Origin of the sequence: Nocardia sp. NPDC127526 (assembly GCF_042672265.1) — a bacterium.
GTDB lineage: Bacteria > Actinomycetota > Actinomycetes > Mycobacteriales > Mycobacteriaceae > Nocardia.
Map to the genome: position 1 here is coordinate 249510 of NZ_JBHXVO010000005.1, position 20216 is coordinate 269725.

The following is a 20216-nucleotide window of genomic DNA, read 5'->3' on the forward strand; positions in this document are numbered from 1 at the left end:
AAATACGCTTGATGCTGCATTGAGCCCGGGATCTGCCGTCTCACTATCGGGACGGATCATCCGTTCATGTGCCGCAAATCATCGGATCGGCAGGCCCAGCCCGGCGGCGAGCACTGGCCAGGATCGCTTGAACATGTCCTGCCAATAGCCCCAGGAGTGTGAACCGTTCCCGTCGATGTCGTAAGTGGCCGGAATTCCTAAGCCGTGCAGGCGGTTCCGGAGATTTACGGCGCAAGTGTGTGCAGCCGCCTCGATGATTCCGCCGAGGACGACCTGATTCGCCAAGCCGCCCGGACCCGGAGCCATGAGGTGCGGGTCGCCAAGGGTGTCGTGCCCTCCCGGCAACCCGTTTCCGGATGAGATGAAAATGTTCTTCCCGCGCAGCCTGTCGGCGTGGACGAAAGGATCGTTTGCCGCCCAGTCGGGATGCGTGATCGGACCGTACATATTCTCCACATTGCCGCCACCGACGCCGACCACCGTTGCGACCAAGGAGTGACCATAGGGGTCGCTGATTTGCGCACATCCGCTGTAGGAGGCAATCGAGCGATAGAGATCCGGCCGATCGATCGCGAGCTGGAGCGCCGATGTCGCCGACATCGATACGCCGGCAATCGCGTTCAGCCCGTTACCCCGGAACTCAGCGTCGAGGAGCGGCGGCAGCTCCTCGGTCAGGAAGGTACGCCATCTGTTCACCCCGAGCACGGGGTCCGGCGCCCGCCAGTCCGTGTAATACGAGAACTTCCCGCCAACCAGTTGGACGACGTTAACCTGCTTGTCGGCGAGGAACTCGAGAACATCGGTCTGGCGTTGCCAGGTCGCGGCATCCTCTCCACCGCCACCGCCGTTCAGCAGATACAACATGGGCGTCGGACCTGCTGCTCGCGCACGCTGCACTTCGACCTGGACAATCCTGTTCATCGCCGCCGAATAAACATCTACGCAGAAGTTGCGGCCATCGTTGGTGCGGGCCTCGACAATATGCGATCCGGTGGGTGACGACCTTTGCGGAGAAGTTGTCGAATCGTCCACGGCGGACGCGACTCCACCACCCCCGAGGGACATGAGCACACCAGCCGCGACCAATACCGCCGCCTTCCGCCGATCCGATCGGGATCGTCGGCCGGGAGGTCTTCCATTTCTCATCAGTTCGTCACATCTCTAGATATCAGCGAGCAATCCGCGCTCCGATCACTGCACGTGATGACGGATCGGCGGCACAGGGACAGACGGCGACATGACGCGCCGCAGGATGACACTATACTGCAACGATACTTGCCGGATGAGCAACACTAACCAGGGATGACATCTCGCTTCGGCGCGGCGTGAAGCATGCGGTCAGCCTGCGAAACTCAGTGTTACAACTGAGGAGCTGTTGGAATCGCCACACAGATCAGCGTTGCGGAATGCATACCAATATGCAACACTGTGTTCTGTATCCGCAACATTCGCTCACGTGGCCATCCAGCGCACCCACTGCCTGGCATCAGCCCCTGGGCGACGGCATCGAAATCCGAGAGCTGCCAACTCAGAAGTGCCTGTTACGGGTATCACCATGATCGGCGGGGCATACTCGGCATGCCCCGCCGATCGATCGGTTCGCGACACCTCGATTGGAATCAGAAAACTTCTCCAGCGACTTCCGGCTCGAGGTGATCATCACCCGAGAACAAATACATACATACGTACTGTTAATCAGTGAATCGGGAGCGAGATTCGATGATCAGCCGAAGAAGCGTGCTGTGCTGTGCAGCCGGAATCGGCGTCGTGGCGGTAGTCACCGCCGATCCTGTCGAATCGTTGATTTCCGATAGAAAAAGGAAGGATGGACAGGTGACGGTACCGGTAACTGTGCTCGGATTGGATGCGGTGGGATCAGCCATCGCAGGAGCATTCGCAGCACTCGGACACCAGGTCTCGGTGTGGGACGAAAACTCGGCGGCGGAGCCGCCTCGCGGCGTCGAGCGAGCTGAAACGGTCGAGGCGGCCATGCGAGCTGGGCAGCTCATCGTCATGTCCGTGCCGAACTATGATTCGATTCGCCGGCTACTGAATGGAGTCGGTGAGCAGCGGCCCGGCGTATGCCTGATCGATATCGTCTCCGGAACTTCGACAGATGCCGAGGAAGCAGCCGCGTTGGCCGAGCAACGAGGTCTGGATTATCTCAATGCCGCCGTCCTGGTCTCACCCGGCGAGTTCGAGAATGCCGCGACCCGGGCCGAAGCGCTGATCCTCTACAGCGGAGGTTCTGAATCGACATATCGAGCCCACGAATCGACGTTGTCCGCGCTGGCGGGCAGAAGTCGATATCTGGGCCCCGACCCGGCGATCGCTTCGGTCTACAACCTCGCACTGCTCAACATGATGTGGGGAACCCTCAATGGCTACCTTTACAGCCAGTCATTGCTGGAAAGCGCCGGAGTGAACGCCGCCGAGTTCATTCCGTTGGCCACCGGTTGGATCAGCGCGTTGAGCCACGTGATCGAGGATTTCGCGGCAGACATCGATACGGGAACATTCCCGCCCACCCATGGAGAAGTATTTTTCCACCTCAACAGCATCGAGCACGTCCTGCAGGAGGGGCATCGTCGCGGAATCGAGCCCTCACTGCCGGCCCACTTTCACCGATTGGCCGTGGCGGCGATGGACAGCGGTCGATCCGACGACGGGTACGCCAGCTTGATCGAGCAGTTCCGCGCGCAATGAGTCGTTGCGTGGCACAGAGCGACGGTAGGCGTGCGCGCGGCAAGCAACGATATGAGTTGCTGATGACGGCGGCGATTCGGGTGATTCGTACGGGCATCCCCTCAGTGACCATCCGTGCCGTCGCCGAAGCGGCCGGCGTTTCGATCGCCTCGGTCACGTACCACTTTCCGACGAGAACCCATCTGATTCGAGAACTGTGCGGGGAAGTCGCGAAGCGTGACGCCATCGCGACCAGCCGTGCCTTCGATGAGTTGCGCGCACAGTCGGATCTGGCAACCATTTCGCCGGTGCACCTGTCGAAATGGTTGCTGAATCTGCTCTACGATCCCGACCAGTGGATTCTCACGATGTTCAGCACTTACCTGGAGATCGCCAGGGAGCCCGAACTCGCGCCGATCTGTCGCAAGTGGGAGCAGTCGCTCGTCGACATATTGGCCACCGCCCTCGCCGAGGCCGGCGCGCCCGCACCGGATCGAGCCGCACGTCTGCTGGCGGCGACCCTGGATGGCATGCGACTACCTCTGCTCGCGGAGCCGCGCACCACGCCACGTCAGATCGAAATCGACGACCTTGCCGCCCTGCTGGGATGGCTGCTCAATCGAAGCCCATAGTTACGTGCCGATTTCGCGTTCTCCCGAGCGCGCCCCGAAGCGCTGCGATCCCCTGGCAACCGTCATGATGTGCGATAGTCTGACATACGTTCAATTAGTTTGCGACGAGGTCGACGAGCAGGAGTCACCATGGCGGCGGAAGCACACCAGAAAATGCTGGCACCGAGAGTCGACGGGCGATTCGCCCGCGGAGAGCGCAAGCGACAGCAGTTACTGGACGCCGCCTTGCGGGTCGCCGAGCGCGAGGGCGTGGCAGCACTCACGCATCGGGCGGTTGCCAAGGAGGCAGGCTTGCCCGCTACAGCGGGCACGTACTACTTTCCGACCATCCGCGACCTGTTCAATGCGGTGATCGAGACCGGCCTGCAGCAGTTCTCCGACGAAATTGCCGCTCGGCTCGGAGATGCACCCGGGGTGCGGGAGTTCGCGGAGTTCGCGGAGAACTACACGCGAGAGAATCGCGAACGACTCATCGTCGATTATGAGCTCTACCTGCTCGCAGGCCGGAAATCTCAGTTGCGTCCGACTGCGTATCGCTGGATCACAGTCATGCGCCCTATCGTCGCGAGCTGGACCACCGACCAAGTAGCGCTGAAGGCGACGCTTGCAGCTATCGACGGAATATTCATCCAGGCGGTGGCCGATACGCCGCCTACCGCCGACGCGGTCGAACGCGTCCTGCGACACACCCTGCGTTGACGGCCTGCGTTTCGTCTCGCCGCACAGGCCGCGCATGCCCGACATTCATCCATCACATCGGCGGGCACATCACCGCGATCAATGATGGTGCGCAGGGTGATCCACGGCTGAACCGGGCGTTGAATCGTCCTCGTAGACCCGCTTGTCCGGGAAGAAGAATGCATCCTCGGGCATCGCCGCACCAGGAATGCGATCATAAGGCCGCTCGATACCCGTCCCTGGCACACCGCCCTCCGGATTCAGCCACAGGTGCACATCCCAGAAACGGCCATGCGTTGGGCCGAAAGCCTTGGTGGGCAAGGGAAACAGATCACCCGGGCTCTGACCGAGATAGTCCTCCTGCGGGGGCTCGGCCACGAATCCCCAATCCGGGATCGTATGAACACCCTGTTCGTGCACGAACCAGTCTTCCTTGCTGATGCAAAAATCCGGTGAAGTCGGATATACCCCGGGCGTGTACTGCAATCCGTGCGCCCAGCCGATCAGCACATAGGGGAAGTTCGGGGTGTACGGATCAATATGCTCGGGCAATGGAGTGTCGGCCAGCGCCCGGTACACCACCATACCGGGATTGCCCGCCCGGGCCTGCGTCTCGATGAGGGCGTTCGGTCGGGCGATCGCCAGACCCAGATTCTCGAAGTTGACATGCAGATGCGTCGGCAGGCTCCATCCCGCCGCGGCGAGTGCGAGCACGTCGCCCCAATTGTTCAATGTGGTGAGCCGACCTAGACGAGCAAGCACGCCTTCCTGATCACGCAGCAGCGATGCATCTCGCTCAGCGCCTTCACAAAATCCCGGCTCCGGATCCGATCGATCGGGTTCGGCCACGGCAACAGCGGAAGATCCGATCACGATCATCGCGAACGCCGCGGCGAGTATGCCGCTCATACGCCATGCACGCGTCATGGGAGGCAGACTAGCGAACAGAAGGCTGTCTCCAGCGCAAGGACGCGCCACGGCACGTGTCAGAGGGCAATCCCGACAAGATGGCCGATCAGATAGGTAATCGCCATAGCGATTCCACCGCCGGCAATCACTCGGATAGTCGCCCGCAGAGGTGACGCACCTCCGAGGTATGCGCCGGCACAGCCGGTTGCCGCCAATGCAACCAGCACAGCAGCGAAAGTTATCGGGATTCGAAGGGCTGGAGTGGTCAGCAGAATCGCCGACAGCGGCAGCAACGCGCCCATGGTGAAGGACAGCGCCGACGACAGGGCGGCATGCACGGGGTTGGTCAGCTCGTCCGGATCAATGCCCAGTTCCGCTTCCGCATGCGCGGCGAGAGCATCGCGCGCGGTCAGCTCCTCGGCCACGCGCCGCGCGGTTTCCGCGGTGAGGCCTTTGTCGCGGTAGATGGCCACGAGCTCGTCCATCTCCGCCTCGGGCTGTTCTTCCAGTTCCCTGCGCTCCTTCGCTAACAGTGCGCATTCACTGTCGCGCTGGGTGCTGACCGAGATGTACTCGCCCAATGCCATGGAAACCGCACCGGCGGTGAGGCCGGCGATACCGGCAGTGAGGATCGGACCCCGAGATGCTGTCGCAGCGGCGACCCCCACCACGATGCCCGCCACGGAGATGATGCCGTCATTCGCGCCGAGCACAGCCGCACGCAGCCAGTTCAGCCGCGTCGCGACCCCGGCCGTATGCGCCTCACCGACATGCAGAATGCACATACGACTCCGCTATTCGAACAATGCGCTGATGACCGGGAACAGGAAAGGACCCGCATTTCTCTGATTCGAGCTATTCGGGTAGGATGCCTCGATAATCATTCGCATCTGTTTTCCCGCACCCGGCCCGTTGAGGACTCTGAGGTCAATTGGTTTGGTTTGACCGGCCCCGCCGTAGACGCGCGCCGCGACTTCACTGCGCTGCCCATTCGACCAGGAGATCGCACCTCCGAAGGGATAATCGAGCGAATCGCCGTTATTCACGGGGCCGGTGAGGTTGATAGATCCTGCGGTAATTCCGGGCAGCACAGGACTGGCGCAAGGCTGCAGTGTTCCCTCGTAGCTGACCCGGGTCGCGAGCCCGCCGAAGCTTCCCAGGGAGAAGGCCGGGTCGGGGTCATGGAAGTCTTGGTTCAACATCCCGCCGTAACATCCACCCCCTACGGGCTCTGCGTTTGCTCGAGCAACGACAGCCACCGAAGTCGCGGCTGCTATCAGAATAGATAGCGCCGCACCTGCCGCAGCCCTCTTACCGATCCCCGCGAAGCTTGCGACCTTGTGAAACATAGTAATTCCCATCACTTTGCACCCGCAAATTCGGTTTGCGCGCACTCCGGCTAGCGCGACGCAGAAATGTGAAAGACCTTGCGCAGAGTCTCATGAACTCTCCAGACCGTGCGGTCACCTGCGGCGTAGATCGCCATGTCACCGGGGCCGTGCGTCAAAACAGGGCCGCCCTCGACTTCGATAGTGGCCTTACCGTCGAGAACTACGAATAGTTCATCCGCAGGGAATTCCCAGGTGAAGACTCCGGGTTCGACCTGCCAGACGCCGCCCATGGCGCCGGTGGGACCCTCCCATAGCACCGCGGAGCTGAATCGCGGGTTGCCGGCGATCACTTCTCCAGGGAATTCCCGGTCCTCGGAGAGCTCGACATCCTGGGCACGGATGGAAAACGGCACGGCTCGGGTGTTCATAGTTGTCTTCCTTTCACAAGCTTGGCAACGGTCCAGCTTTGCTCATTCGCCCCAGTGGTCACCGGCGAGAAACTGGTTGCGTGATAGATCGCTCTGCCGCCGCTTCCTACAGCACCACGAAATCCACGCCGCACGAGAATGAAAGCCCTTAGTAGGAGTCGACGAATTCGCCCGAGTTGAGTCCGCCCATACACATCGATCCCGGGCCACTGCTTTCACCGCCGTATGCCTCACACTCCCACTCCGAAATCGCCCTGGCCGAAGGCGTACCGAACACGGCTCCAGCAGAAGCAAATACCCCCAGAGAGATCGCGACCGCGACAACACCGACTACACGCATGAAACTCCTTGCCCCTTCCTACGATCCACTTACAGATCACAGTGTTGCAGATTTGACACATGCGCGCACGGTGACCTATCCCACGTCCGCGTTCGTCGGTACCGGGTTGAGCGATGGCGGCAATCTTTCAGATGATGGCTTGTGCGGTGGTGTAGCCGAGCAGAGCTGCGCCGAGCCCGGTTATCACGCTGACTGTGGTGTTGAGGATGGCGTAGAGGTAGACGCGTTGTTCGGCGAGTCGGATTGTTTCGTAGCTGAAGGTGCTGTAGGTGGTCAGGGCCCCGCAGAAGCCGGTGCCCAGCAGGGCGAGAGCGGGAGTGGCTACCGAGGCGCCGGTCAGGGCTCCGAGGATGAGCGATCCGGTGAGGTTGACAACGAATGTGCCCCAGGGGAACACGCTGTCGTGGCGGGTTTGGATTGCACGGTCGGTCAGATAGCGCAGCGGTGCGCCGACCATCGCGCCGAGCACGACCAGGAGCGCGCTCACGCGACCGGCCTCCGTGACCGGCGAGTGCGCGCCGCGTAGGCCGTGCGGGTGAGCCACACACCGAGCAGGGTCGCCAGCAGCGCGCATCCCAGGGTCGCGAACAGGTAGACGAACGCGGTGGTGACGGCACCGGGTGCCAGCAGTGCCCGGGTGTCGTTGGCGTAGGTGGAGAAGGTGGTGAACCCGCCGAGGACGCCGACACCGAGGAACGGCCGCACGAGCGGATGCGCGGTGAGAATGTCGGTGATGGTGACCATCAAGACCCCGATCACGAAGCAGCCCGCGACGTTGGTGGTGAAGGTGGCCCAAGGGAATCCGCCGACGGGGGTGGGCAGCAGCAGAGCCAAGCCGTAGCGGCCCAGGGCGCCGATACCGCCGCCGAGGGATATCGCAGCCAGGATCGCGCCATGCGAACGCCACAGTTCATCGCGCTGGGCGGGCTGGTGCAGGTCGATATCGGGGTCGATCGGCTCGGCCACACCGGTGGTGCGGGGGTCACGAGTCACAGGGGTCTCCTACTCCAGGTGCGCTGCGTGAGCGGTTACGTGGGGTAGGGACTGTTGGCGGCGCGGGTGCCGCGGTTGTTCCGGATCACGGTCCGGAGCGGCGAGCCCCACCGCCGCAATTCTGTCTTATCCAGAATAGGCCGTAGCGCAGCAGCGCTCCGCGGGTGTGGGTGAGATCAAACAGTGGGGGAGGCGGTGGATTGGGCCAGGGCTGAGAGCACGGTGGTCCAGTCGTTGGCCAGGTGTTGGATGTCGGCGGGATCGAGAAGGGTTTCGGGGAAGCGGAGTTCGGTGACCAGGGTGCCGTCCAGGACGATGGCGGTGATGTCGAGGGGGGCGGCTACGGCGAGGCCGGGGTCGGGCATGGCGTTGTAGAAGGATTCGGTAATTTGGGTCCAGGGGGCGGCGGAGTTCGTGCCGGTGCGAATCTGGCCCAGGTAGTTGAAGCAGATTTGGCCGGGCATGGCGGTGGGGAGGTGGCGGGCGGTGTCGGGGTTGAGGTAGCGGAGGAGGGGGTAGCCGATGCCTTTGTCGGGGATGGCGTGCAGGCGTCGGCGGACGGCGGCTACGACCGTTGCGATCTCCGGGCCGCCCGCGGCGGCGGCAGCGATGTCGATATCGGAGAGGTCGACGCGCATGGGGAACATGGAATTGAACCAGCCAACCGTGCGCGACAGGTCGGCTCCCGCGATTTGCTCCTCGCGGCCGTGGCCTACCAGGCGGAGGAGTACGGATGGGATGTCGCGGTCGTGGCGGCGATGCCATTGGGCCACGGCCACTCCCAGGGTGGCCATGAGGACCTCGCTGACTTCGGCGTTCAGGGCGGCGGGGACCTCGCCGAGGATGGCAGCGGTCACTTGGGGATCGACTCCGGCGTGGACTCGGCTGCATCGGGAGGTGATGTCGACGGCGGGGTTCAGGGGGCGGAGGTTGGGGAGGGGGTCGGGGCCGTCGAGAATCGACTGCCACATGGGCAGTTCGGCGGTGCGGGCGAGGGAGCGGGCTTCGGTTTCCAGGGCGTGCATCCAGGTGCGCATGGAGGTGCCCGCGGCGTCCAGGACGGGTGTGGCTCCCGCGGCTACCTGTGACCAGGCCGACGCCAATTCCTCGAGGACGATCCGCGCTGACACCCCATCGAGCACCAAGTGGTGGGCGACCAGCAGCAGCCTGCCGGAGCGGTCGGGTCCGCTGTCGAGCCAGACCGCTCGCAGGACCGCACCCGTGTGCGGATCCAGTTCGGCCACAGCCGATTCCCACACCTCACCGAGAGGCGCCGAGTCGTCGTCCACTGCCACCCGGCGTAGCAGGTCGGCCGCGTCTACCGATCCGGGCGGATCCGCGATGAGCCGCCAGTCCGGCCGGGCCTCGGTTCCGGTGCGGCACAGCCGGGCTCGCAGCATGTCGTGCCGATCCAGCACCGCTTGCAGGGTGGCTGTCAGGCCCGCACGATCGATACCGTTCGGCAGGCGCACCAGAACCGAGAGGTGGAAGCGGTCGATGCTGCCGCCCAGGTCCATCAGCCACCGCGCCACCGGCGCCAGCGCCATGTCTCCGACACCGCCACCGGTGATTTCGGGCAGCGCCGGGGCGATGTCACCTTCGCAGGTCACCTGCGCCAGGGCCGCCGCGGACCGCTGTTCGAGCACATCGCGCGGGGTGAGGGTGAGTCCGCGGGCACGGGCTCGTGCCACCACCCGGGTGGACAGAATGCTGTCGCCGCCCAGGGCGAAGAAGTCGTCGTCCACGCCGACCCGGTCGATTCCCAGCACGTCGGCGAATACCGCGCACAATGCCTCCTCCACGGGACCCTCGGGGGCGCGATAGGCGACGCGTTCGGTCTGCGGCGCGGGGAGGGCCGCTCGATTCAGCTTTCCGTTTGCCGTCACGGGCCACTCGGCCAGTTCGACGAAGTGTGCCGGAACCATGTACGGCGGCAAGCGATCCGCCGCGAATTCGCGGAGCGCCTCCGGCAGCGGCGCGGATCCGAGGCTGCTCGCGGCCGGCGTGACGGGCAGAACGTAGCAGATCAGCTGGGCGTCTCTCGCTCGGTCCGGGCGGTGCGCCATGACCACGGCCCGGTCCACCGCCTCGTGATCCGACAGCACGGCCTCGATTTCGCCGGGCTCGATGCGCACTCCGTGGATTTTCACCTGGAAGTCTGTGCGCCCCAAGTATTCCAGCGCTCCCGATGCCCCCCAGCGGACCAGATCCCCGGTCCGGTACATGCGCTGATCGTGCTCGAAGGGGTTGGCCACGAAGCGGTCCGCGGTCAGTCCTGGCCGTTGCGCGTAGCCGCGCGCCAATTGAACGCCCGACAGGTACAGCTCACCGGGAACCCGGGGCGGCACCGGTCGTAACCATGCGTCCAGGACGAAGGCGCGGGTATCCGCCACCGGTGCGCCGATCGGCACCGGTTCGGAATCGGCGTCGCCGACGGGATGGAAGGTGACGTGGACCGTCGCCTCGGTGGGACCGTACAGGTTGTGCACGGCGATATGACGGGCGCGCAGTCGGGCCGCCAGATCGGCAGGCAGGGCTTCGCCGGAGCAGAAGACCTGGCGCAGCGTGGGACAGGATTCGAGATCGGATTCGGTGAGGAAGACCGCCAGCACCGCGGGGACGAAGTGTGCGAGGGTCACCCGTTCGGCGGCGATGAGCGCAGCCAGGTACAGCGGGTCGGCGTGCCGGTCCGGTTCGGCGATGACGAGTCGGGCGCCGGACAGTATGGGCCACAACAGTTCCCAGATCGACACGTCGAAGGTGATCGGGGTCTTGTGCAGCATGACGTCGCCGGGCTCGACCGGATATTCGGTCTGGAACCAGCGGAGCTGAGCGGTGATCGAGGCGTGGGTCACCATGACGCCCTTGGGTTTTCCGGTCGAGCCCGAGGTGAAGATGACGTAGGCGAGGTCGTCGCGCCGGAGCGGCGCGATCCGTTCGGCGTCGCCGATCGGGGTGTCGGCGAAGTCGTGCAGGGCGAGGCGGTCGATCTCCACCGTCCGCACGGCCGCGGGCACTGCGGTGAGCGCCCGGTCCCGGGCGGTGGTCAGGATGCACAGCGGCCGCGCCGTCTCGATCATGTACGCGATGCGCTCGGCCGGTAGGGCGGGATCCACCGGGAGGTATGCGCCACCGGCCGCCAGGACCGCGTACATGCCGGTCAGCAGATCGATCGAGCGGGTCATGGCGACTCCGGCCACGGTGCCCGGTCCCACCCCGTGCGCGATCAGATATCGCGCCAGGCGGTTCACCTGTCGCGCGAACTCGCCGTAGGTCAGGGATTCTCCCGCGTAGCGCAGCGCCACGGTGTCCGGGCACGCCGCCGCGCGCGCTCCGAACATGGCAGGCAAGGTCGAGTCCGGCGCCGGATCGACACCGGAATCCGGTGCGGCGCAGGTGCTCGGCCGCGGCAGATCGGCCGGCGCGGCGCCGATGCCCTGGCTCAGCACCCGGCGTCGCTCGGCGGGGCCGAGCAGTTCGATACGGCCGAGGGGCGTGTCGCCGGGCAGCGTCAGGAACTCGGATACGAAGTGCAGGAGGCGATCGAGCCGCCGTCGGATATCGGGTTCGGTGTACAGGTCGGCATTACCGATGAGGTTCACCGAGATCGGCGCATCGGGGCCGGTGCGGTAGATGTCCATGTGCAGGCCTTCGGTGCGGCCCGCGGTGAGAATCTGTACTTTGCCGAGGGTTTCGCCGAATCGAATGGTGGTGTCGAAGAACAGCAGATCGACCGTCGGCCCGAAGACATCGCGATCACCCTGTGCCGCACCGGCATCCCGGCGAATATCCTCGTACCGGTAGCGGGAATGCCGCAGCGCCGTCGTCACTTCGGCGGTGGCGGCACGGATCAGCTCGTCGCGGGTCACCGGGAAGCCGCAATCGAGTCCGATGGGCACGAGGTTGGCGAGCATGCCGCCGGAGGACTTCAGGGCCGCGGTGGTGCGACGGGCGGTGGCCAGGGAGAGGACGCCGGTGCGCTCGCCCGTCATGGCCGCCTCGAATGCGCACAGCGCCGCCACCAGCACTCGGGCGATACTCGTTCGAGCCTCGGCGGCAATGGTCTCCAGCCGGGTGCACAGTGCGGCGGGCAAGGCGCCGTGCGCTCGGATTTCCGGCCGCCCGGACTCCGGGGCGGTGACGCTGCTGGGCCGTTGCAGTTCGGTCAGGCGTCCGGACCAGTAGGCGCGGTCGGAGTGGAAGCGATCCGAGGCGCGATATCGGTTCTCCAGGTCCAGCAGGTCCTCGGCCGACACGCCGCGATAGGGCGCGGGTTCGCGGCCCGCGACCAGTGCCGAATAGCGGTCGGCGATCCGCGTCGCCAGACCCAGCCCGCCGACTCCGTCCAGCACCGCGTGATGTGAGCGCATGTACCAGAAGTAGTGCCCGACACCGACTTTCAGCAATGCCAGCGAGGTCAGCGGATTGTCGATCATGGCCAGCGGCGCGGTGTGGTCGCGGCGCATCCACCGGTGCGCCGCGGCGATCGGATCGGCGTCGGCGGTCAGGTCCAGCGAGCGCATGGGCGGGCCGATGGTGTCGGCCAGCCATTGGAAGGGAATGCCGTCCCGTTCGCCGAATCGGATCAATCCGGTGCCGGTCGCGGTGAATTCGTCCGTACAGGCGCGCTCCAGCAGCGGGGCATCGACCACGCCCGATATCTCGACGCAGAGCGCGACGGTGCCCGCGGAGCCGTCGGCCGGCGGCACGGCCAGCCACTGGCCCAGCTGGGCGCGGGTGAGAGCCAGTGTGGGACGAACGATTTCCACCGAAAGAACTCCTCGAATAGTTGTCGGCGTGCCGAAATACGAGTGCCGGCGCGCCGATCAGGGGATATCCGCGCCCGCGGTCCGGAACTGCCCGGCGAGAAACGCCAGCAGGTCCGCCACCGCGGGCGTCAGCCCGGTGCACTGCCGGGCCAGCCCGGCGATCTGCTCGGCCTCGCGCGCCAGGCATTCCATCGCGACGTCGGGTCGCGGGATGTACAGCAATTCGCCCTCCAGCTCGAAGGACGGCCCCGCCGTGCGGCCCGGCCGTCCGGAGGGCAGGGTCACGATCAGCTCGCCGACGGGGCGCAGCACCGCGACCATCAGGTCCAAGGACCAATTCATCAGCCGCGACCGCCGCAGATTGCTGTCCGGGCAGTAGCCGAAATGCTGCACCATGAGCTGCATGGCCAGCTGATAGGAGCGGTTGAACACGGTCATTGCCAGCCGCGCGGGCGGATGCGTGACGAGATCCTTGGCGGCGTCCCCGGCCCGCAGGGTCGGATTGCGCAGCACGGGGTAGGCGGGGTTCCACGGGATACGGCGTCCCGCAGGGTCTTTCGTGCGCTCGATGGCCAGCGCGTCGGAGATGCGCAGGAAGGTGTCGAAGTGCGACTCCTCCGCGGGCAGCGGCGAGCCGATCTTCCCGCCCTCCCCGTGCTCGGTCACGAAATCGATGGCGAACACCGCGCTCTCGACATCGTCGACCGCCAGCTGATAGTCCGGGTGCACGGCATTGACGGATTCGCGCATGAACAGATGATGTGTTCCGCCGCTGTGACCCTTGCGGGCGACGAGCGCACCCGGCACACGCTGAATGCCGTCGCGAATGGCGGCGTACAGCTCGCTCAGCGAGCCGTACGCGTGCGCCGCATTGGGCACACCGGTATCCCCGGCGAGGTCGGGCAGCAGATCGAAAGGCTGTTCCAGCGCGGCGAACCGCTGCACGGCAGCGAGACCGAAGGGCTCCAAGGAGAATTCGAGCGGTACGCACACCTGGCCGTTGAGCGCGCCGAAATCCAGCCTCGGCACATGGAACGGGCGGCCCATGGCCATCAGAATGTTGTTGATCGCCAGAAAGTGCATCATCTCTTCCCTGGCCACATTCAGCAGCGCGCCGCGCCAGCCGTTGGCCAGCGTCCCGGCGCCGGAGCCGCAGGCGAGATCCAATTGCTCGGCACTCCATTCACCCTGTGCCACATACTGTTTCGCGGCCCCGTGCGTCGGTATGGAGTAGGCCGCGTACAGGTACTGGATCATGACGGCCAATTCGACGGTCAGCGCCTGATACAGCGCCCGCAGCAACTCCTCCCGCGTGGTGATGACGCCGATCTCGCGGCGGCGCGAGGTCAGGGCGGGCGGCGTCTGCCGTTTCGCCTCGCCCGCTTCGAGATAGCGCAGCAGCAGCCGGATCTGCGGTGTGCCGAGGTCGCGGGTGGACGGCATGTAGAAGGTGCGGTCGCGATGGCGGGCGTCGCTGACGTGCCAGATCAGCCGGGCGTACGGTTCCACCTTGAACTCGTCGGCGAGGCTGAAAACCTCCGCGCGCATGAACGAGTACAGCAGCTCGTAGTACGCGAACACCTCGCGGTAGAGCACGTCGAAGGTGACCTCGTCGTCGGCCAGATCGTCGAGGTGCCAGTAGTCCGGCAGCACCCGCACCGCGAGACTACCGGCGGCGGACCAGTATTCGAACTCATCGTCATTGTCGTAGGCCGCGGCGGCCGTGGCAGCGGGCGGGGAGGGCGTGCCGCCCGGCTGCAGCAGCACCCTGGTGGCCCCGCCCCGCAAGCCCTTGACCGTGATCACGGCGCGACCGCGCACATCCGTGCCGACGGTGCACTCGGCGGCGTACTCGGCGTCGCCCGGACCCCGGAACGCCACGACGGCAATGTCTTCCGGCCCGGCATCCGGAGCCTGTGCGACCGGATCGAGGGGCAGGGCGCGCGGATTGAAGAACTGCCGGACGTGAATCTCGCTGACATGCGCGGGTTCACCGCGCACATAGCAGCGCAGCGGAATCTCGACCGCGAAGTCCTCGCCGGTGCGGCTGTTGGGATGCTCCAGGAACAGGCACGCCTCATCGGACTGCACGACCGTCTCGACCTCCTCCAGGAGCACCCGTCCCCCGGCGGAGATGTGCAGCGCGGCGCCGGGATTCCCGCACCCGTCGTCCAGGCGGGGCACGGTGACGATGCCCGAGGTTCGTTCGAGCTCCCGATCCCCGTAGGCGCCGGCCGGGATGACGGCGACGAGTGTTCCGTGCGCCGTGCGCAATTCGAGATCCCCGATATCGGCGGCCGGGACGACGCGATGGGTGGGACCTGGGCCGCGTTGCGCGGCACGGTGTCCGGCGCGAATCGCGGTGACGAGATTCGCGGTCACCTCGGTGTCGCCGATCCGCACGCTCATGGTGTGCAGCGGGGCCGCCGCGCCGCCGGGCCCGCCTGCCGTCGCGCTCAGCAGCCGTCCGGCGGGATAGGTCCGCAATTCGTGTGCCCGCCACGGCCCGACCGTGCCGCGCACATCCCAGTGGTCCGGCTCGTCCGGAGCGGTCGGCGTGGCCATATTGGTGAGCGCGAACTGCACCACCAGGCCGTCGGCGGAGCCCGAATCGACGAGCTGCCGCAGCGCGGCCAGGACCGGGGAGCCGGCGGCGCCCGCCAGCCAGTGCAGATCCTCGTCGCCGCGTACCGTGAACTGGTATACCGCTGAGCGCCGAAACCATTGTGCGAGTGGATGTTCGCCGACCTCGCGAATATGGGCGAAGTCCTGCCAGCGCGGCGGGCTGCAGCCCTCGACGTCGCCGGTCACCAGATAACCGACCTCGTGCGAGCGCCCGAGCCTGCCCAGCGCCAGTTGCCCGACCATGACCGTGGTGGTCCAGTTCGAGGCCGGATCCACATCGAAGACCCGGGACCGATTGGCGGTGCCCGCGGTGTACTCGCAGTAGTGCCCCCAGAAATCGATCTGCCGCCCCACGATCGGATCCTTGGTGTCCACCAGCCCGGCCACCCGCTCACAGCCGGTCACCGCCGCGTCGATCCAGAAGTGCCCATTGCCCCCGCAGTGTTCGCCGCGTCGTTCCAGGAATTCGGTGTATTCGCCGACCGGTCGATCCAGCGGAAACGGCCCGTCATCGGTCAGCGCGCGATTGGTGGCCAAATCCAGTAGTCCGGAGCGCGGCCCGGTCGGCAGCCGCGTCACCGCGACGCCGGAGAAATGCAGCCGCGGTGTCTCGAGGACGCTCACGCACCCTCCCTTCCCGCCGGAATTCGACGGCTCACGGCGCGTCCCACACCGCGCCGGTCATGGTCGGAATCAGATTCGGAGTGATCCGCACGCCCGGCAGCGCCGCCGCGTATTCGCGGGTGAATTCGGAGTCGGTGAGCGGCAGGCAGGTGGCGCTCATTTCCCGCCAGCGCGGATGCAGCATCATGCGCATGGAATCGACGGCGGCCTCCACATCGCCGGAGGCTTCGTAGATGATGCGGGCGGTGTCGAACGCGTAGGAGCTCGGCAGGTCGGCCGGGGTGCCGTCCGGGCGGGTGACGTCGATGACGATCAGCCGGCCCCCGGGCGCGACCAGATCGCGCAGCCGTGGCAGCACCGTCTGTACGGGACCCATGTGGAATACCGCGTTCACCGACATGACCAGGTCGAATCTGCCGTCTTGGGCCGGGTCGAGGCTGAGGGCGCTGCGGCAGTCGTACCGCACCGGAACCCGGCTGGGCTTCGCCGCGGCGATATCGAGCATGCGCTGGGCGATGTCCACGCCGACGACCTCGTCGTAGCGTTCGGTGAGCAGGACGCAGTTGTTGCCGCTGCCGCAGCCGGCGTCGAGCGCCCGGCTGCCCGGCGGCAATTGCTCGATGAGCCATTTCCGGATCGGGCTGGTGACCGCATCGCGAACCTGGGTGAATCGCTCGTACAGTTCGGCGAGGTCGTCGAAATAGGGTTCGGATTCTGGCACTGGCGTACCGGCTCGAGTGGTCATACCGCGAACGTACGTCCGCCGTCGCGGCGACGTCAGGGCCCAGAGCGGCCCGGACCGGGAAACCGCGCACTCGTGCGGGGTGGCCGCGGGCGAATGCGGGATACGGCGCGGCAGCGGGCGTTCGCCCGGATATCGAAACTACACACCGAGGCGGTGTCCGAGCCGTCGAACACATGATGTGGTGCGCCCCGGCCCTTGGGAATACTCGCCGCATGAGCACCGAATTCACGCGGGTCACCGAATGAACAGCGAAGCCGTGCACGCCGATCACGATTGCGATGTGCTCGTCGCAGGAGCGGGCCCGAGCGGGCTGTGCGCCGCACTATTGCTGGCGCAGAACGGAGTTCGAGTACGCGTCCTGGATCCCAAGCACGGTCCGGTCGAGCAGGCGCGCGCCGCCATCGTGCACGCGCGCACCCTGGAGTTGTTCGATCGTCTCGGCGTCGCCGGGCAGGCCGTGGCACGGGGACTGCCCATCACCCATGTGGCCCTGCACGAAACCGGCCGCCATGTGGGGGAGATGCCCTTGGCGGGCGCGGGCGCCGCCGATCGGACGCGTTTCCCCTACGCCTTGGCGCTGGAGCAATCCGAGACCGAACAGCTGCTGGTGGCCGCCCTCGCGGCGCACCAGGTGGAAATCGAATGGGGTTGTGCCGTCCAGGATCTCATCGAAACAGGCGAAGGTCTGCGGGTGCTCGCGCGACGCGGCGGGACCACCGTGGAGGTGACCGCGCGGTGGGTCGTCGGCGCGGACGGCGCGAGCAGCACCGTGCGGCGGCTGCTGGGACTGGACTTCGACGGCGAAACCTACACGCAGAGCGGCATGCTCGCCGATGTCACTCTCGATGTCGACCTCGGCATCGAGGGGATGCGGCTCAATCTCACCCCCGGCGGCTTTGTCGGGCTGCTCCCGCTCGCCAGCGGACGCTACCGCCTCTTCGGCGTGGTGCCACCGAGTCTGCACCGCGCCCCGGACGCCGGCGGCGCCCCGACCCACGAGGCGTACGCGCCGCTCGACCACGCGGATCTGCAGCGCTGGTTCGACGAGTACTTCCGGGTGGACGCGCGGCTGCGAGAGGTGGTGTGGGCTTCGATGTTCCGCTTCCACAGCCGGATCGCGCAGCGTTTCCGCGCCGGGAACGTCTTCCTCGTCGGCGATGCCGCGCACATCCACAATCCGGCGGGTGGGCAGGGACTCAATCTCGGCGTCGGCGACGCCGTGAACCTGGCGTGGAAGCTGGCCCAGGTGGTCAATGGGCAGGCGCCGGCGTGGCTGTTGGACACCTATGAGGTCGAGCGGCGCCCCATTGCGGCGACCGTGCTGGCGCGCACCGATATCGGCTTCAAACTGGAGACCGCCACCGATGCGGTGGCCGTGTGGATGCGTGCGCACGTCGCCACCCGGCTCATCGGCATTGTCAGCCGGCTCGCGCCGGTGCGGCGGCTGTTCTTCCAGCTGTTCTCCCAGTTGTGGATCTCCTACCGGGACAGTCCCGCCGTCGCGACCGCGCGCGGACGGGGGCCGCGGCCGGGCGACCGCGCACCCTATGCGCCGCTGGCCGAGAGTCCGGACGGCGCGCGCAGCGTGCTGGACTTGACGCACGAAACTGGTTATCACGCTCTGTTTTTCGGCGTCGACGGCTGCGCGCGGGCCGGAGAGCTGGCCGACCTGCTGGTCACCCGGTACGCGTCCGCGGTCTCCTGCCACGTGCTGCCGCGACAGGAGACCGCGGCGTACGCCGCCTATCGCGTCGACGGACCCAAGCTGGTGCTGGTGCGCCCGGACGGTCATATCGCCGCCATCGCGAATCCCGTCGACCCCGGCGAGATCGACTCCGTGCTGCGATATCTCGACTGGGTGCTGATTCCCGTGGTGGCGGCATGACCGGCCGCGTCGCCGTCGTCTCCGGCGCCTCCCGGGGAATCGGTGCGGCGATCATCTGCGAGTTGGCGGCCGCCGGATATCTGACGGTGGGACTGCATGTCCGGCAGACGGATTCGTCGGAGGCCGTGCGGGACCGGATCCGGGCCGTCGACTCGCGCAATGAGTTGATGGTGTGCGATACCACCGACCGACCCCGCGTCGCGGAGGTGTTCGCCCGCATCACCGAGACGATGGGCGCGGTCACCGATCTCGTCAACTGCGCGGGCGTGACCCGGGACGGCCCGCTCGCCCTCATGCCCGATGCGAACTGGGATGACGTCGTGCGCACCAATCTGACCGGAACCTACAATGTGACAAGGCAATTCGTGTATCCCGCCATGCGGAACGGCTTCGGGGTCGTCACGAACATCTCCAGTATCTCCGGTGTGCACGGCAATGCGGGGCAGGCCAACTACGCCGCCGCCAAAGCCGGGCTGGACGGGTTCACCCGATCTCTCGCCAAGGAGGTCGGCAGATCGGGGGTGCGGGTCAATTCGGTCGCGCCGGGCTTCATCGACACCGATATGACCGCCGGACTCACCGAGACCCAGCGCAAGCGCGTCACCGCGTCGATCTCCCTGCGCCGGTTGGGCGTTCCCGGTGATGTCGCGAGCGTGGTCGCATTCCTGCATTCGGCGGGGGCCGGATACATCACCGGACAGACCATTGTCGTGGACGGCGGTACCCGGCTGTGAGCGCCTACGCTTCGTGCACCGACGTCCCGGATTCGCTGCGCCGCGAGGGTGATGAGGTCGTGCTGGTGAAGCGCATCGCCGCGGACGAACCCTATCTGTCCGGGCACTTTCCCGGTGATCCGGTGTATCCGGGCGTCTTTCTGATCGACCTGTGCCTCAAGATGGTTCCGGAGCTGTCCGGTGCCGCCGCGGACCGCTTCACGCTGCGCTCGGTGCGCTTTTTCAGGCCCATCCGGCCGGGCGACGAGATCACCATCCGCGGATCACGGTCCGGCGCCGGAAGCCGGTTCCTCGGACGCACACGGGACGGGACCACGGCGTTCACCCTGCACCTGTCGGGTGATTCGGCATGATTCTGTCCGGTAAGGCGCTGCGGTGCGTGCTGCCGCACCGCCCGCCCATGCTGCTGGTCGATCAGGTCGATCTGAATCTCGCCGAGCGAACGGCCGTGGGGCACAAGAGCATTACCGCGGTCGAACCGTGCTACGGCCGGTGTGAATCGACCGGCGGCATCGCCTATCCGCCCGGGCTCGTCCTCGAGTCCATGCTGCAAACCTGTGCGGCGCTGTGGGTTTCGCTGCGCCGCGTGGAGGTCGCCGAAGCCGCCGACCCCACCCTGCTGTTCGGGAAGGCGGAGCGGGTGCGGTTTCTCGGGTCCGCCCGGCCGGGACAGGTCCTGCGCCATCACATCGCCATAGCGAAGCAGATCGGCGGGGTCGCCTTCATGAGCGGCCGCACCACGTGCGACGGCGAATTGATGGTCGTCGCCGAATCGCTCGTCGGCGCAACCGGCCGGCCGCGTCCGGACCGGTCCGCATGACACCTATCGACGAAGGAG

General features: G+C 66.1%; 17 protein-coding genes. 7 read left to right on the forward strand and 10 right to left on the reverse strand.

The features are described from left to right. Window positions 1-78: 78 nt before the first annotated feature. Window positions 79-1146 carry an alpha/beta hydrolase gene (locus tag ACFVIV_RS12195; protein WP_379195399.1) on the reverse strand — a complete coding sequence of 356 codons (1068 nt, stop codon included), beginning with the start codon at window positions 1144-1146 and terminating at the stop codon, window positions 79-81. A gap of 552 nt (window positions 1147-1698) precedes the next feature. Between ACFVIV_RS12195 and ACFVIV_RS12200 the strand changes: the two genes are divergently transcribed. The 3 genes from ACFVIV_RS12200 to ACFVIV_RS12210 all read left to right on the forward strand — a co-directional run bounded on the left by ACFVIV_RS12200 (window position 1699) and on the right by ACFVIV_RS12210 (window position 4016). Next, window positions 1699-2706 carry an NAD(P)-dependent oxidoreductase gene (locus tag ACFVIV_RS12200; protein WP_379195401.1) on the forward strand — a complete coding sequence of 336 codons (1008 nt, stop codon included), beginning with the start codon at window positions 1699-1701 and terminating at the stop codon, window positions 2704-2706. Between the two features lie 8 nt (window positions 2707-2714). Continuing rightward, window positions 2715-3317, forward strand: coding sequence for a TetR/AcrR family transcriptional regulator (locus tag ACFVIV_RS12205; RefSeq protein ID WP_379195403.1), 603 nt, complete (start codon window positions 2715-2717; stop codon window positions 3315-3317). Window positions 3318-3446: 129 nt separating this feature from the next. Then, the gene (locus tag ACFVIV_RS12210; RefSeq protein ID WP_379195405.1) at window positions 3447-4016 is read left to right on the forward strand and encodes a TetR/AcrR family transcriptional regulator; all 570 of its coding nucleotides are present in this window, start codon (window positions 3447-3449) and stop codon (window positions 4014-4016) included. A gap of 78 nt (window positions 4017-4094) precedes the next feature. Here the strand turns inward: ACFVIV_RS12210 and ACFVIV_RS12215 are convergent, their stop codons facing one another. The 9 genes from ACFVIV_RS12215 to ACFVIV_RS12255 all read right to left on the reverse strand — a co-directional run bounded on the left by ACFVIV_RS12215 (window position 4095) and on the right by ACFVIV_RS12255 (window position 16759). Further along, a complete protein-coding gene (locus ACFVIV_RS12215; protein ID WP_379195407.1) occupies window positions 4095-4922 on the reverse strand; it encodes a hypothetical protein in 828 nt (275 codons plus the stop codon). Window positions 4923-4981: 59 nt separating this feature from the next. Then, window positions 4982-5689, reverse strand: coding sequence for a VIT family protein (locus ACFVIV_RS12220; RefSeq protein ID WP_379195409.1), 708 nt, complete (start codon window positions 5687-5689; stop codon window positions 4982-4984). A 9-nt stretch (window positions 5690-5698) separates the two neighbouring features. Next, on the reverse strand, window positions 5699-6106 hold the full coding sequence (locus ACFVIV_RS12225) for a hypothetical protein (RefSeq protein WP_379195411.1): 408 nt from the start codon (window positions 6104-6106) through the stop codon (window positions 5699-5701). Window positions 6107-6303: 197 nt separating this feature from the next. Next, window positions 6304-6663 (reverse strand): cupin domain-containing protein, encoded by a 360-nt coding sequence (locus tag ACFVIV_RS12230; protein WP_379195413.1) that lies wholly within the window; start codon window positions 6661-6663, stop codon window positions 6304-6306. Window positions 6664-7130: 467 nt separating this feature from the next. Further along, entirely contained in the window at window positions 7131-7490 is a 360-nt protein-coding gene (crcB, locus tag ACFVIV_RS12235) for a fluoride efflux transporter CrcB (protein ID WP_379195415.1), read from the reverse strand. Next, complete coding sequence (gene crcB, locus ACFVIV_RS12240) at window positions 7487-7996, reverse strand: fluoride efflux transporter CrcB (protein WP_379195417.1); 510 nt, start codon at window positions 7994-7996, stop codon at window positions 7487-7489. The genes crcB (ACFVIV_RS12235) and crcB (ACFVIV_RS12240) overlap by 4 nt, the downstream gene beginning before the upstream one ends. Window positions 7997-8172: 176 nt before the next feature. Continuing rightward, the gene (locus ACFVIV_RS12245; protein ID WP_379195419.1) at window positions 8173-12765 is read right to left on the reverse strand and encodes an amino acid adenylation domain-containing protein; all 4593 of its coding nucleotides are present in this window, start codon (window positions 12763-12765) and stop codon (window positions 8173-8175) included. 57 nt (window positions 12766-12822) lie between these two features. Continuing rightward, on the reverse strand, window positions 12823-16014 hold the full coding sequence (locus ACFVIV_RS12250; protein ID WP_379195421.1) for a ferritin-like domain-containing protein: 3192 nt from the start codon (window positions 16012-16014) through the stop codon (window positions 12823-12825). Between the two features lie 31 nt (window positions 16015-16045). After that, window positions 16046-16759, reverse strand: coding sequence for a class I SAM-dependent methyltransferase (locus tag ACFVIV_RS12255; protein WP_379195423.1), 714 nt, complete (start codon window positions 16757-16759; stop codon window positions 16046-16048). A gap of 241 nt (window positions 16760-17000) precedes the next feature. Here ACFVIV_RS12255 and ACFVIV_RS12260 point away from each other — a divergent pair, with 241 nt between their 5' ends. The 4 genes from ACFVIV_RS12260 to ACFVIV_RS12275 are packed head-to-tail and all read left to right on the forward strand — an operon-like array spanning window position 17001 to window position 20198. Then, window positions 17001-18644 (forward strand): FAD-dependent monooxygenase, encoded by a 1644-nt coding sequence (locus tag ACFVIV_RS12260; protein ID WP_379195425.1) that lies wholly within the window; start codon window positions 17001-17003, stop codon window positions 18642-18644. Beyond that, entirely contained in the window at window positions 18641-19378 is a 738-nt protein-coding gene (gene fabG / locus ACFVIV_RS12265) for a 3-oxoacyl-ACP reductase FabG (protein WP_379195427.1), read from the forward strand. The genes ACFVIV_RS12260 and fabG overlap by 4 nt, the downstream gene beginning before the upstream one ends. Continuing rightward, window positions 19375-19731: a 3-hydroxyacyl-ACP dehydratase FabZ family protein gene (locus tag ACFVIV_RS12270; RefSeq protein WP_379195429.1), complete on the forward strand. Its 357-nt coding sequence runs from the start codon at window positions 19375-19377 to the stop codon at window positions 19729-19731. Before fabG ends, ACFVIV_RS12270 begins: the two co-directional genes overlap by 4 nt. Further along, the gene (locus ACFVIV_RS12275) at window positions 19728-20198 is read left to right on the forward strand and encodes a 3-hydroxyacyl-ACP dehydratase FabZ family protein (RefSeq protein WP_379195431.1); all 471 of its coding nucleotides are present in this window, start codon (window positions 19728-19730) and stop codon (window positions 20196-20198) included. Before ACFVIV_RS12270 ends, ACFVIV_RS12275 begins: the two co-directional genes overlap by 4 nt. Window positions 20199-20216: the final 18 nt, after the last annotated feature.